12 protein-coding genes and 1 pseudogene are annotated in these 12,268 nt (G+C 70.4%); 4 read left to right on the plus strand and 9 right to left on the minus strand.

The features are described 5' to 3' along the window. Window positions 1-11: 11 nt before the first annotated feature. From OHA61_RS06745 to pcaC, 5 genes and pseudogenes are all read right to left on the minus strand, one after another. Window positions 12-170, minus strand: a pseudogene (locus OHA61_RS06745) (amino acid ABC transporter permease); the annotation flags it as partial. 278 nt (window positions 171-448) lie between these two features. Beyond that, on the minus strand, window positions 449-895 hold the full coding sequence (locus OHA61_RS06750) for a DUF6278 family protein (protein ID WP_406302221.1): 447 nt from the start codon (window positions 893-895) through the stop codon (window positions 449-451). A 58-nt stretch (window positions 896-953) separates the two neighbouring features. Further along, complete coding sequence (locus OHA61_RS06755) at window positions 954-1,733, minus strand: exodeoxyribonuclease III (RefSeq protein WP_406302222.1); 780 nt, start codon at window positions 1,731-1,733, stop codon at window positions 954-956. A gap of 44 nt (window positions 1,734-1,777) precedes the next feature. After that, window positions 1,778-2,410, minus strand: coding sequence for an MBL fold metallo-hydrolase (locus OHA61_RS06760; protein ID WP_406302223.1), 633 nt, complete (start codon window positions 2,408-2,410; stop codon window positions 1,778-1,780). Window positions 2,411-2,454: 44 nt separating this feature from the next. Next, entirely contained in the window at window positions 2,455-3,747 is a 1,293-nt protein-coding gene (gene pcaC / locus OHA61_RS06765) for a 4-carboxymuconolactone decarboxylase (protein ID WP_406302224.1), read from the minus strand. A gap of 91 nt (window positions 3,748-3,838) precedes the next feature. Between pcaC and OHA61_RS06770 the strand changes: the two genes are divergently transcribed. The 4 genes from OHA61_RS06770 to OHA61_RS06785 all read left to right on the plus strand — a co-directional run bounded on the left by OHA61_RS06770 (window position 3,839) and on the right by OHA61_RS06785 (window position 8,078). Further along, on the plus strand, window positions 3,839-4,030 hold the full coding sequence (locus tag OHA61_RS06770; protein ID WP_406302225.1) for a DUF5999 family protein: 192 nt from the start codon (window positions 3,839-3,841) through the stop codon (window positions 4,028-4,030). A 453-nt stretch (window positions 4,031-4,483) separates the two neighbouring features. After that, entirely contained in the window at window positions 4,484-5,869 is a 1,386-nt protein-coding gene (locus tag OHA61_RS06775; protein ID WP_406307295.1) for an MFS transporter, read from the plus strand. A gap of 116 nt (window positions 5,870-5,985) precedes the next feature. Beyond that, window positions 5,986-6,684 carry a response regulator transcription factor gene (locus OHA61_RS06780; protein ID WP_406302226.1) on the plus strand — a complete coding sequence of 233 codons (699 nt, stop codon included), beginning with the start codon at window positions 5,986-5,988 and terminating at the stop codon, window positions 6,682-6,684. Next, entirely contained in the window at window positions 6,681-8,078 is a 1,398-nt protein-coding gene (locus tag OHA61_RS06785) for an ATP-binding protein (protein WP_406302227.1), read from the plus strand. The genes OHA61_RS06780 and OHA61_RS06785 overlap by 4 nt, the downstream gene beginning before the upstream one ends. On the opposite strand, the gene OHA61_RS06790 is transcribed toward OHA61_RS06785, so the two are convergent. The 4 genes from OHA61_RS06790 to OHA61_RS06805 form a co-directional block, all read right to left on the minus strand. Beyond that, window positions 8,057-9,034: a TAXI family TRAP transporter solute-binding subunit gene (locus OHA61_RS06790; protein WP_406302228.1), complete on the minus strand. Its 978-nt coding sequence runs from the start codon at window positions 9,032-9,034 to the stop codon at window positions 8,057-8,059. The genes OHA61_RS06785 and OHA61_RS06790 overlap by 22 nt on opposite strands. Window positions 9,035-9,094: 60 nt before the next feature. Next, the gene (locus OHA61_RS06795; protein WP_406302229.1) at window positions 9,095-9,793 is read right to left on the minus strand and encodes an alpha/beta hydrolase; all 699 of its coding nucleotides are present in this window, start codon (window positions 9,791-9,793) and stop codon (window positions 9,095-9,097) included. Window positions 9,794-9,874: 81 nt separating this feature from the next. After that, the gene (locus tag OHA61_RS06800; RefSeq protein WP_406302230.1) at window positions 9,875-10,669 is read right to left on the minus strand and encodes an alpha/beta fold hydrolase; all 795 of its coding nucleotides are present in this window, start codon (window positions 10,667-10,669) and stop codon (window positions 9,875-9,877) included. Window positions 10,670-10,889: 220 nt separating this feature from the next. Next, a complete protein-coding gene (locus OHA61_RS06805) occupies window positions 10,890-11,795 on the minus strand; it encodes an NADP-dependent oxidoreductase (protein WP_406302231.1) in 906 nt (301 codons plus the stop codon). Window positions 11,796-12,268 lie beyond the last annotated feature (473 nt).

Genomic DNA, 12,268 nt, shown 5'->3' on the forward strand with positions numbered 1-12,268 from the left:
TGCTGCTCCCCCTACGGCCTGGGGGCCGTGGGGGGACCCCCACCCGGCAGCAGCGTCCCTGGTCCGGCCGGAGCCGGATCCGCGGCCTTGGTACGCGGGGAGATCGCCATCACCACGGGGATGAACGGCACATCGTAGTCGAGATCCGGTGGTCGAAGCGGCTGCCGATGGCAGAGTTTCCGCGCGGCGCGGGCGCGAGCGCCGCGGCGTAGGGCTTGTCTTGGAAGTCGCGTCATGGGTCCTGCACCCCCCGTCAGTCCCGCGGCACGTGCACCTGTCCGTCGTACGTGTTGACGTCACGCAGCTCGATCAAAGGATCGACGACCATACGCTGACCTACCCACTCTCGGCTGTGTCGAGGTCAGCGCAAACTATCCAGCCGGACAAGGGACTTCACACTCGACACGCATAAATAGGGCATAAGCCGTATTAATGGAGTCTGTGCAGCTCAGGCCTCTGCGGCCTCTGCGTACACCTGAGACAGCTGAGGCGCCCCATTGACCGCCCAGTCCAGGCCCGCCTCCACCACGCTGATCTCCCGGCCTGAGGCGAGCTGCACCACGGGATGACCGCCCGGCCAGATGTGCCAGGCCGCCCCGGGGACCGTGCGGACGATCACGGTGCCGAGGTAGAGACCCGCGTCATTGCCCAGCCAGGGCAGCTCCTCCGGGTCGTCGCGCCAGCGCGGCGGGAGCTGGTCGAGGGCGGCCAACGAGGCGGGGCTGTCGTCCAGTTCGAGCCCGGCCTGCCCCGCTCGGACACGCAGCAGCTCACACTCCGAGAGCAGCTCGGCGATGGCCGCCTCGCGCTCCGGGTCGAACTCCGCGGCGGGCTCACCCTGCACCTGCCCGGGGTCGCGCCGCTTGAGCCAGTTGTCCAAGAAAGGGATGTTCATACCACTCAGCCTCGCATCCCTGCCGCCAGGCGCACCACAGGGCGCGCGTCAACCAACGTCAGATGTCCAGATCCACAACGACAGGCGCATGATCCGACGCGCCCTTGCCCTTGCGCTCCTCGCGGTCGACGTAACTGTCCTTGACCGCCTTGGCGAAAGGATCATTGCCGTAGACCAGGTCGATGCGCATGCCGCGGTTCTTGGGGAAGGACAGCTGGCGGTAGTCCCAGTACGTGAACGGGTGGTCGTACTTGAGGGGGCGCGGCACGACGTCGGTGAGGCCCGCCTCCTGGAGCGCGATGAGCGCCGCGCGCTCGGGCGGGGTGACATGCGTCTGCCCCTCGAAGAACTCGCGGTCCCAGACGTCCTCGTCGGTCGGGGCGACATTGAAGTCGCCGAGGACCGCGAAGGGGCGACTCGCCGCCGCGTCGGAGGCGACTGAGGCCTTCAGGGCATCGAACCACTGCAGCTTGTACGCGTAGTGCGCGTGCCCGGGCTCGCGGCCGTTCGGCACGTACACCGACATGGCGCGGACCGGGCCGCAGGTCGCGGCGATCGCCCGGGGCTCCTGCACGCCCTCGTACTCCGGGCCGCCGGGCAGGCCCTTGACCACGTCGTCGAGGCCGACCCGGGACACCAGCGCCACGCCGTTCCACCGGCCCGTGGCGTGGACCGCGGACTCGTAACCGAGCTCGCGCAGCTCGTCGGAAGGGAACTGCTCCTCGGTGGTCTTGGTCTCCTGGATGCACAGCACGTCCGTGCCGCTGTTCTCCAGCCAGGCCAGCAGGCGCGGCAGTCGGGCGGTGATCGAGTTGACGTTCCACGTGGCGATGCGCATGCGAAGAGCCTAGCCGGGCGGTCTGACAGCCGGGCCCGCGGCCGTTACAGGTCGGTCGTCTCGCCCGGTGTCAGCCTGCCGTGGTCCGTGCCGCCGAGCTCGCCGATCTGACGGTCGTAGATCGGCCGGGCGAGATCGGTGAGCAGGGCGTCGTGCACGTCGATGGCACGCCGCGGCTTCACCTCGCGCACGTAGTCGATCACCTCGGAGATCTTGCTCCAGGGGGCCTGTACGGGGAGCAGCAGCGTCTCGACCGGATGGCCGGGGACGGTGAGGGCGTCGCCGGGGTGGAAGACCGAACCGTCCACCAGATAGCCGACGTTGGTGATCCTCGGGATGTCCGGGTGGATCACGGCGTGCAGCTCTCCGTGCACCTGCACGTCGAACCCGGCCGCGGTGAAGGTGTCACCGTGGCCGACGGTGTGGACCCGGCCGGGGAAGGCGGCCGAGATCTTCTCGGCGACGCTGCGCAGGGTCCAGATCCCGGCGCCCGGGTTCGCCTCCATCGCGGCCCGCAGCCGGTCCTCGTTGAAGTGGTCGGGATGCTCGTGGGTGACCAGGATGACGTCCGCACCGACGGCGGCGTCCTCTTCACTGAAGGTGCCGGGATCGATGACGAGCGTCTGCCCGTCCTTCTCCAGCCGGATGCAGGCGTGCGTCTTCTTCGTGAGCCTCATGGGCCCATCCTGCTACGCCGGGCCATGACCGGCCGGACAGGGACTCAGGGTGTGGTCTCCTCCTGGATGACCTTGTGGGCGACCCGGAAGGCGGAGTTCGCCGCCGGGACGCCGCAGTAGACAGCCGCGTGGATCAGGACTTCCTTGATCTCGGCGGGGGTGAGTCCGTTGCGCAGCGCCGCACGGGTGTGGAAGGCCAGCTCGCCCAGGTGCCCGCCCGCGACCAGCGCGGTGAGCGTCACCACGCTGCGGGTGCGCCTGTCGAGGCCCTCACGGGTCCAGACCTCGCCCCAGGCGTAGCGGGTGATCAGTTCCTGGAAGTCGCCGGTGAAGTCGTCGGCGGCGGCCGTCTCCCGGTCGACATGCGCGTCGCCGAGTACCTCGCGGCGCACCTTCATCCCGGCGACGTACGGATCCGGGCGTCCCGGCTGCACCGCCTCGGGCTGCGAGGGCGAGGCGGGGGCGATCTCCCCGATGGGTGTGACCGGGGCGGACAGGGCGGGCGTGATCGGCGTGGCCGGGATCGGGGTGAGCCCCGTCGTTGAATCGGATGCGTTCTGCCAGGCGGTGGAGAAGTGGTGTACGAGCAGGTCGGTGACCGCGCCGGGCTGCTCGACGGGTGCCAGGTGCGATGCGCCCGGCACGAGCGCGAGCCGGGCGTCCGGTATGCCGGCGACCAGAGTGCGGGCCTCGGCGGGCCCGGTGACCTGGTCCTCGGAGCCGACCAGGACGAGGGTCGGGACGCCGACGTGGCCGAGTTCGCCGCGTACGTCGAAGGCCGCGAGCGCCTCGCAGGCGGCGATGTAGCAGCCGGGGTCGGTGGTGCGGACCATCTGGACCGCCCACTCGACAATGGCGGGCTGGGCGGCGGCGAAGCCGTGCGTGAACCAGTGCTCGGGCGCGCTGCGGGCCATCGGGTCGAGACCGTTGGTCCGCACGATCACACCGCGCTGGCGGAACTCGTCGGCGGTCCCGAACCGCGGAGAGGCGGCCACCAGAGCGAGGGAGGCCACCCGGTGCGGCTGGCGCAGCGCCAGCTCCACGCCGATCGCGCCGCCGATGGAACAGCCGGCGTAGCCGAAGAACTGGATGCCCAGCCCGTCGAGGGTCGCGAGCAGCCGGTCGGCGAGCTCGGTGACGGAGGTCGCGGGGTGGGCCGGGGCACCGCCGTGGCCGGGCAGATCGAACCGGAACACCCGCCACCGGCGGGAGAGATCGGCTATCTGCCGGTCCCACATGTGCCAGGTGGTTCCGAGGGACGGTCCCAAGATCAGGACCGGGGCGTCTTCTGGCCCGTCAATGCGGTATTGCAGGGTTTCGGCCTTCGTCTCACTCACCTGCTCACGCTCCCACATCTCACAATTTCTCACGGGAGGGGGTCGGGAAGCTCGCCAGACCGCCCCAGGCTTCCGCCGCCGGGGGGCCGAAATGTGTTCCCACACCCCGCCCTGTCCAGCCTGGGACGCCCCGGACCACGACGCCGCCCGCCTCGTGGCCTTCCACCCCGACCAGGGATGGTTCCTGCTCTGCAACGGTGTGCTCCTCTTCGACGACACCGGGGAGATCCTCCCCAACCGGGCCGGCATCCCGCCGCAGCGAGCCCCACGGGACCTGCTGTGAGCGCGGCCGTGCAGCCCCGCTGAACCACAGCCCCCTCGGCGCAACAGCCATGTATCTGCGCTGCTACCCCTACGACATGTCGCAGATGGAAACCCACCAGACGGCACTGCGCCTGCACGCCCGCCAACTCGGCCTGCGTGATCCGGTGCTCTGTGGCAGCCGAGGAGGCGGATGCCTTCTACCAGGTAGCGGACCGCCTGCCTCCGTAAGACACCCCACCCCGGGCACGCGCCTGCTGCGACCTCGCCGCCGGGCGCTAGGGCGGCAGCCTACGGCCGGCGCAACGTCTTCCATCGGCTCGCTTTCTTAGCGGGATGTTAGATCTGCGCGCCGAATCTTGTGGCGGTGTGACGGGCGCCGCATGCTCCTGCATTAGTCCCCGTTCCGGGGCGCTTTCCCTCGTCTCTCACCAGGGACTTTTCGTCTGGAGCCGCCATGTCCTCATCCGCTGCCATGACCACATCGCCGCCCGAAGACGTTCGCAAGAAGCGACGGCTCGCCCTGGTCGGCGGGTCGCTCGGCAATCTCGTCGAGTGGTACGACTGGTTCGTCTACGCCAGCTTCGCGATCTACTTCGCCGGCTCCTTCTTCCCCGGGGACAACCCGACCACCCAGCTGATGAACACGGCGGGCATCTTCGCGGTCGGCTTTCTGATGCGCCCCGTCGGCGGCTGGGTCCTCGGGCGGGCCGCGGACCGGCACGGCCGCAAGAGCGCGCTCACGCTCACCGTCTCCATGATGTCAGTGGCCGCCCTGCTGATCGCCGTCGCCCCGACCTACGGCCAGGCCGGCTACTTCGGCGCCGTGGTCCTGCTGCTGGCGCGGCTGCTCCAGGGCATGAGCATCGGTGGCGAGTACGCGGCCAGCGCCACGTATCTCACCGAGGCCTCGGCCCGCAACCGCCGGGGCCTGGGGTCGTCCTTCCAGTACGTGTCGATGACCTGTGGCCAGTTGCTCGGCCTGGGCATTCTGATCACGCTTCAGCGCACGCTCTCCACTGCCCAGTTGGAGAGCTGGGGCTGGCGGATCCCGTTCGTACTGGGGGCCATCTTCGCGGTGGTGGTGTTCTGGCTGCGGCGCCGGTTGCAGGAGACCGACGCCTTCACCGAGCAGACCTCCGGCCAGGGGACCGGCCACGACGACAGCGCGCGCGGCACGCTGAAGGCCCTGTGGCAGCATCGGCGCCAGGCGGGTCTCGTCATGGCGCTGACCCTGGGCGGCACGGTGGCGTACTACACGTACACGACCTACCTGACCAAGTACCTGATCGGCAGCGCGGGCATGGCGAAGAACACCGCCACGCTGGTCAGCTTCACCGCGCTCACCCTCTTCGCCGTGCTCCAGCCCTTCGCCGGGATGCTCTCGGACCGGATCGGCCGACGCCCGCTGCTGATCACCTTCGCGGTCGGCTGCACGGTCGGCACGTACCCGATCATGACCGCCCTCGGTTCGGCGTCCTCGTACTGGCCGGCGCTGGGACTGTCCCTGCTCGCCCTGGTGATCATCACCGGCTACACCTCGATCAACGCGGCTGTGAAGGCCGAACTGTTCCCCACCCATGTGCGCGCCCTGGGTGTGGCGCTGCCGTACGCCATCGCGAACGCGCTGTTCGGCGGTACGGCGGAGTATGTGGCGCTGTGGTTCAAGGACGCAGGTCACGAGAAGATGTTCTTCTGGTACGTGTCCGGGTGTGCGCTGATCTCCCTGGTGACGTACGTCTTCATGCGCGACACGCGTGACGCCACGCTCAGCCGCGCCGAGGCGGAGGCCGTGGCCGAGGCCGCCTCCGGGACGCGCGGCCGAGCCGGGACGGTGGCTCCCGCCAAAGCCGTCGGTTGACCTGCGATTCCCCCGTCCTGGCGACGTACTCCCCGGTGACCTGGAAAGGCTGCTTCCGTATGCTGCTGTCCAGGTCACTGGGGTTTGAGCAGGTCCGAGGTCACGAGGAAATCCCTATGCACGCCCTACTCGTCGAGGACGACGACCGCATGGCTCACGCCCTCGGCACCGCCCTTGCCCAGCGCGGGCACACCGTCCGCCGGGTCGGCCGCGCCCTGGACGCGCTGCGGCACGTCCACGAGGCGGAGTTCGTCCTGCTCGACCTGGGCCTGCCGGATCTGGACGGGCTTGAGCTGCTGCGGCGGCTGCGTACGGTCTGCGACGCCCCGCTCATCGTGGTCACCGCGCGCTGCGAGGAGCGGGACATCGTGCAGGGACTGCGGGCGGGCGCCGACGACTACGTGGTCAAACCGTTCCGGATGGCGGAGCTGATCGCCCGTATCGACAGCGTGCGCCGGAGGACAGACGCGCCGTCCGCCGTGGACCGTACCCGCGTCGATGAGCAGCTGGTGCGTGCCGGGGATGTCGAGATCGACCTGGCCGGCCGCACCGTCACGGTGGGGGGCGCCGAAGTAGGGCTGACCCGCCGCGAGTTCGATGTGCTCGCCTTCCTCGCCGCGCGGCCGGGCGAGGTGCACTCCCGGGAGGAGATCCTCGACCGGATCTGGGGCGACGCGTTCCTCGCCACCTCCCGTTCGCTCGATGTGCACGTATCGGGCATACGCACAAAGACCGGGCGCTCGGGTCTGGTGCGTACAGTCCGCGGCTTCGGCTACCAGTTGGGGGCCGGAGACAGCGAGCGGAACCCCCGATGAGACGCCGCCTCCTCGCCGTACTACTGGCTCTGATGGGAGCCGTCGTCCTGCTCGCCCTCCCCCTCGCCGATGCCTACGCACGCGGACGGACCGACCACCTGCTGCTCCAGCGGCGCTCCGAAGCGGTCCGGTTCGCCGACCTCGCAGACCGGGTGCGCACCAACGCCGACCGGTCCGAACTGTCCGCCGAGATCCGCCGGTACGCGAGTCTGTACGGAGCCGGAGTCATGGTTGTCGACACGGCGGGAGGAGCGGTCGCGCGGGCCGGTGACGGCATGGCTCAGGTCGCCTCAAAGGCGCTGGACGCCCGGGACCGGGCGCTCACCGGCCGCCCCACCGACCGGCTGCCGACCATCCGCCCCTGGGGCCCCGACACCGTCGTCCTGGCAGAGCCCGTGGGACGGGATGAGCGGGTGAGCGGGGCGGTCCTGCTCGCCGCACCCACCGACGCGGCCCGCCGGGACGTGATGGTGCGCTGGTCGCTCATAGCGGCCGGCGCGCTCGCCGCCTTCACAGCGGCGGCCCTGGCCGCGGCCGGCATCGCCCGGTGGCTGATGCGCCCGGTCCACGACCTGGACCAGGCAGTGGAAGGACTGGCATCCGGCAGCCTGGACACCCGGGCGGTCTCGGACACCGGTCCGCCCGAACTGCGGCGTCTGCGACAGCACTTCAACAGCATGGCCGAAGCCATGGCCGTCTCCATCAACCGCCAGCGCGACTTCGTCGCCGACGCCTCCCACCAGCTGCGCAACCCCCTGGCCACCCTGGTGCTGCAACTGGAGAACGTCGAGCCGCACCTCTCCCCCGGGCCGGGTCGCGCCGAGCACACCCGGGCCCTGGACGAGGCGGAACGGCTGGAGGAGCTGCTCGACCGGCTCCTCGCCCTGGCACGGGTGGAGTCCGGTACGGCCGAACGGACCGACCAGGACGTGTCGGAGGCGATACGGGAGCGGGTGGCCGCCTGGACACCGGTCCTCCGCGACGCCGAGCTGGAGCTGACCGCCTCCGGCGTCCCGGATTGCCTGCGGGCCCACGCCCTGCCCGACGCGGTGGGCCGCATCCTGGACGCGCTCTTCGACAACGCCGGCAAATTCGTACCGGCCGGCGGTCACGTCGACGTGGCAGCCACACTCCGGGACGGGAACGTCGTCGTTCAGGTCTGCGACGACGGCCCCGGAGTACCCGAGGAGCAACTGCCCCTGCTGCTCCGGCGCTTCGCGCGGGGGCCGGCGCACCAGAACATCGCCGGCAGCGGACTGGGACTGGCCATCGCCGACGAGATCGCCCGCATCAGCGGGGGGCGGCTCAGCGCGGGACATCGCGAGCCCCGCGGCCTGGCCTTCGAGCTCGAGCTGCCTCGCGCTCGTGGCACTCAGCCGTACAGCGAGCGGTAGTACGCGACCGCGCCCGGATGCAGCGGCACGGCCCCGGTGGAGATCGCGAACCGGGGCTCCAGCCGCGCCCCCGCCGTCACCTCCCGCAGCAGATCGCGCCGCCGGTCGAAAAGCACCTGGAGGAGTGCGCGCACGGCACCTTCGGGCACATCGGCGCGAGCCGTCAGATAGTTGCCGACACCGATGGTGCCCACCGGCTCCTCGAGGCCGTACGCCCCGGCCGGAATCGTGACCGTCGAGTAGACCGGGCCATAGGTGTCCCGCAGTGTTCCGACGAAGCCATCCAGAGGCAGGAACCGCAGCGGCAAAACCCGCTCCAACGCCGACAGCGCGGGCGTCGGTACGCCCCCGGACCAGATCAACGCGTCGATTGTCCCCTCGCGCAGCGCCGTCACCGACTCCGCGAGCCCGAGCCGCCGCTCCCGTACGGGCCGCTCTCCGGCCAGTGCCGCCCGCAGCAGCCGCCCCGCCACCACCTGCACGCCCGATCCCGCCGCCCCGGCGGCGACCGCCCGCCCGGCGAGATCCTTCACCGACCTCACCTTTCCCTCAGCGGGCACGACGAGATGCGCGTAGTTCACGTAGACCCGGGCCAGCGCGGTCACCTTGACCGGCCGCGAGAACGACTCCCGCCCCAGCACGGCGTCCTCGGCCACATCCGCCATGGCGAGCGCCAGCTCAACCGAGCCGTCGTCCAGCCTCCGCAGATTGTCCACGCTCGCCGACGTCCCCACCGGAACGATCTCCAGCCGGTGCCCGCTCCCCCTGACGGCCCGTTCCAGCGCGCGGCCGAAAGCGTTGTACGGCCCGCCGGCCGGCCCCGTACCGAATTGCAGCCTGCGCACGGGCCCGGAATCCCCGGAACAGCCGGACAGCGCAACCGCGAGCGAGCCGAGGCCGGCACCCAGCACACGCCGACGGCTCAGGCCTGCGCTGATCACGTTTGCGCCGGTCACGGCCGAAGCGTAACCCTGCGGCGGCAACGACGTCACCGGAGCAGGCGTCCTCAGGGCACGTCACAGGACCGGGGTCGGGGCGTCCGCTGCGGCTGCGATGATCAGGTCGGCGACCTCCCGGGGACGGGACAAGGGCGACGCGTGGCTCGTCGGCAGAGCCATCGTCGTGGCGCCGGTCCTCTCGGCCATCCAACGCTGGGCCTGTGCACTCAGGGCCTGATCGTGTTCGGAGATCTGGTACCAGCACCGTTTCCGGCGCCAGGCCGGCCTGCCTGACGGTGTGTACAGACACCGCGGCGAGACCGGCCTTTGGGTGCCGGCCAGCTCCGCGGCACGCCACCTCTGGACGTCGGCGCCGAAGATCCGCGGATAGAGCTCCTGGTCGATGCGGATCGCCTCGCCCCGCTGGGTCGGACGCATCGCCGAGGCGAGCGCAGTGGGCGGGAAGCGCCGATTGATGTCGCTCACGCTCTCGCCTTCATCGGGGGCGAATGCCGCGAGATAGACCAACCCCGTCACGTTCGGTGCCCGCCGCGCCGCATTGGTGATCACAGCGCCGCCGTAGGACCACCCGGCCAGCACGACGGGCGCCGGCCACATGTCGAGGGCACAGCGCGTGGCACCGATGTCGTCGTGCAGCGAGGTCAGCGGCAGTTGCACGGCGTGCACCCAGTGTCCTGCTTCCCGCAGTTTCGGCATGACATCACCCCAGACCGACCAATCGGTCCACAAGCCGTGCACCAGCACAATGTTCGCCACGAAGGCGCCGTCCTTCCGAGCAACGAGAGACCCCGCTGGGGGCCGCGCCGCCGTCGACGGCACGGCCCCCGGAGGTGTGTCTCAGGCGCTGTGCTTGTCGAGGAAGTCGGTGATGAGCTTCTGCCATTCCTCGGGGCGTTCCACCATCGGCAGGTGGCCGGTGGGGATTTCCACGAGCTGGGCACCGGGGATGGTGTCGGCGAGCTGGTGGTGCAGGCGGGTGGAGGTGAACCAGTCCTGGGTGGTTGAGATGACCAGGGTGGGTGCCTTGATGCGCGGCAGGTCGTTGCGGACGTCGACCCGGGGGGCCAGTTCGGCGTGCTCGGGCGTGCCGTCGGCGACGCTGGCGGCGGTGAAGGCGAGGGCCTGCTGGATCTGCTCGGACGGCATTGCCTCCAGGGCGTCGGCGCCCAGGGCCATCATCGTCAGGTACTCGGCCAGCAGTTCGCGGTCGCCCGACTCGGCCAGCTTGCGCCAGATCGGCAGAGCGAGAGCCAGGCGACTGTCGCGGTGGGGGAAGGTAGCGGTCAGCACGAGGGCTGTGACGCGTTCGGGGTGGCGGGCGGCGGCGCGTATGGCGACAGGGCCACCGAGGGAGTAGCCGGACAGCGCGAAGGTCTCCAGCCCCTCGGCGACGGCGGCGGCGACGAGCTGGTCGGCCAGGCCGTCCAGGGACAGTGGCTTGGTGGAGCGGGGGGTCTCGCCGCTGCCGGGATAGTCGATGCCGACGACGGTGTGGCGGGCGGCCAGACCCTCAAGGATCGGGCCGTAGGTGCCGGCAACGCTGCTGCCGGCGCCGTGAGCGACGGCGAGGCCGGGGCCGGAGCCAAGGACGGTGCGGGCGAAGGTCGCTTCGGGCAGTGTGCGCTCTGACATGGCGAGTTCCATCTTCTTTGAGGGGTAACGGGGTTGGGGGTGTGGTGCTTGGCCCGGTAGGGGTCTGAGCCGGCACGGGTCGCAAGCCCGGATGTCGGCGGTGAGCGTGTACGCGGCAGGCCCAGGAGTGCGCTGGTCGTGGATGACGAGCCGAAAGCGGCTGCGGCCGGGGGCCGCCACTCCTGCTCCGGCAGCACGAGGCCGCGGCAGTGGGCGGCGGTTACGGCATCAGGACGGCCTTGCCCTGGTTTCGGTGGGCCTCAAGGTCGGTGTGTGCCTGTGCCGCGTCCGTCAGGCGGTAGATGCGCCAGATCGGCACGATGAGCTTGCCGTCGGCGGCCAACCGCACCAGCTCCGGCAGGGATTCTCCGCCTTGGTCGGCTGCACCGGCACTGAAACGGACACCGTGCTGCGCGGCGGACATGTCGGCGATGGTGATGACGCGTGCACTGTCACCGGTCAGCGCGACGGAGTCGGCGAGCACACCGGCGCCGGAGGCATCGAAGACGAAGTCGACCCCCTCCGGGGCGGCGCCCATCACCCGTTCCATCCAGCCGTCGCCGTAGCGGACCGCGATGGCTCCGAGCGCGGTGACCCGCTCGATGTCGTGCTCGCCGACCGTTCCGATGACGCTGTTGCCGCGGGCCACAGCCAGCTGCACCGCGATGCAGCCCACGCTGCCGCCGGCGCCGTGGACGAGCAGGGTCTGGCCCGATTGCACGCCCAGCTGGTGCAGGACGCGGAAGGCGGTCCGGCCGACCGTGACCAGAGAGGCGGCGACCTCCCACGACAGGGCTTCGGGCTTGGTCACCGGCCCGTCGAGCAGGGCGTACTCGCCGTAGCTGCCGCCGACGGTGGCGCCGAGGACCTCGTCCCCCACGGTCCGCTCGGCTCCCTCACCGACGGCGTCGACCACACCAGCCGCGTCCAAGCCAGGGATCACGGGGAAGCGGGCAGGGACGGTGCCGGCCATCAGGCCGGATCGGATCTTCATGTCGAGAGGGTTGACGGAGGCAGCCCTCACCCGGATCCGGACCTGTCCCGGGCCGGGCTCCGGCGGGGCGACCTCCGACAGCCGCAGTACCTCGGGCGTGCCGTACTCGGAGAACGTCATGGCATGGGACATCAGGAAACTCCAGGAGAAGCGGGCAGCCTCGTGCAGGCACGCCCAGGTGTTCGGTCAGTCGAGGGTGGGGGGCGGTGTGGCCGAGGTGGTCGCCGCCGTAGAAGGTGGACCCGCTCAGCCCCGCGCACTCCCCGGAACACCCGATTCCCGCTTGGCGCGGCCTTCCGCGCACGGCCCAGTTCCGCAGGGCACGGCCGCTCACACGGCTCCAGCATGACGAAGACAATCCCCCGTACATCAATAGGCATTGAGGTTGTGTCACGTCACCCGAGACGGCCACGCGACAGCGTCCCTGCCCCACACCTGGCCGTCGCACATCCCTCAACACCTCCAGCGGCCGACAGCAGCACCGCCAGAGGCATCTGAGAATCCGCAGAGACCCGGAAGCAGCAGGCCCCACTACCCTTCCCGGCACGCGACAGTCCCGGCCAGGGGAGAAATACGTGTACGACTACCTGCTTCCTCCATGACTA

This window comes from Streptomyces sp. NBC_00885 (genome assembly GCF_045207475.1).
In the GTDB taxonomy this organism is placed as follows: domain Bacteria; phylum Actinomycetota; class Actinomycetes; order Streptomycetales; family Streptomycetaceae; genus Streptomyces.

What these genes read in the sequence shown, in the direction of transcription:
- OHA61_RS06750 (WP_406302221.1), bottom strand. Translation starts at nt 895, where the DNA reads ATGAACATCCCTTTCTTGGACAACTGGCTCAAGCGGCGCGACCCCGGG.
- OHA61_RS06755 (WP_406302222.1), bottom strand. Translation starts at nt 1,733, where the DNA reads ATGCGCATCGCCACGTGGAACGTCAACTCGATCACCGCCCGACTGCCG.
- OHA61_RS06760 (WP_406302223.1), bottom strand. Translation starts at nt 2,410, where the DNA reads ATGAGGCTCACGAAGAAGACGCACGCCTGCATCCGGCTGGAGAAGGAC.
- OHA61_RS06770 (WP_406302225.1), top strand. Translation starts at nt 3,839, where the DNA reads ATGTGTTCCCACACCCCGCCCTGTCCAGCCTGGGACGCCCCGGACCAC.
- OHA61_RS06775 (WP_406307295.1), top strand. Translation starts at nt 4,484, where the DNA reads ATGACCACATCGCCGCCCGAAGACGTTCGCAAGAAGCGACGGCTCGCC.
- OHA61_RS06780 (WP_406302226.1), top strand. Translation starts at nt 5,986, where the DNA reads ATGCACGCCCTACTCGTCGAGGACGACGACCGCATGGCTCACGCCCTC.
- OHA61_RS06785 (WP_406302227.1), top strand. Translation starts at nt 6,681, where the DNA reads ATGAGACGCCGCCTCCTCGCCGTACTACTGGCTCTGATGGGAGCCGTC.
- OHA61_RS06800 (WP_406302230.1), bottom strand. Translation starts at nt 10,669, where the DNA reads ATGTCAGAGCGCACACTGCCCGAAGCGACCTTCGCCCGCACCGTCCTT.
- OHA61_RS06805 (WP_406302231.1), bottom strand. Translation starts at nt 11,795, where the DNA reads ATGTCCCATGCCATGACGTTCTCCGAGTACGGCACGCCCGAGGTACTG.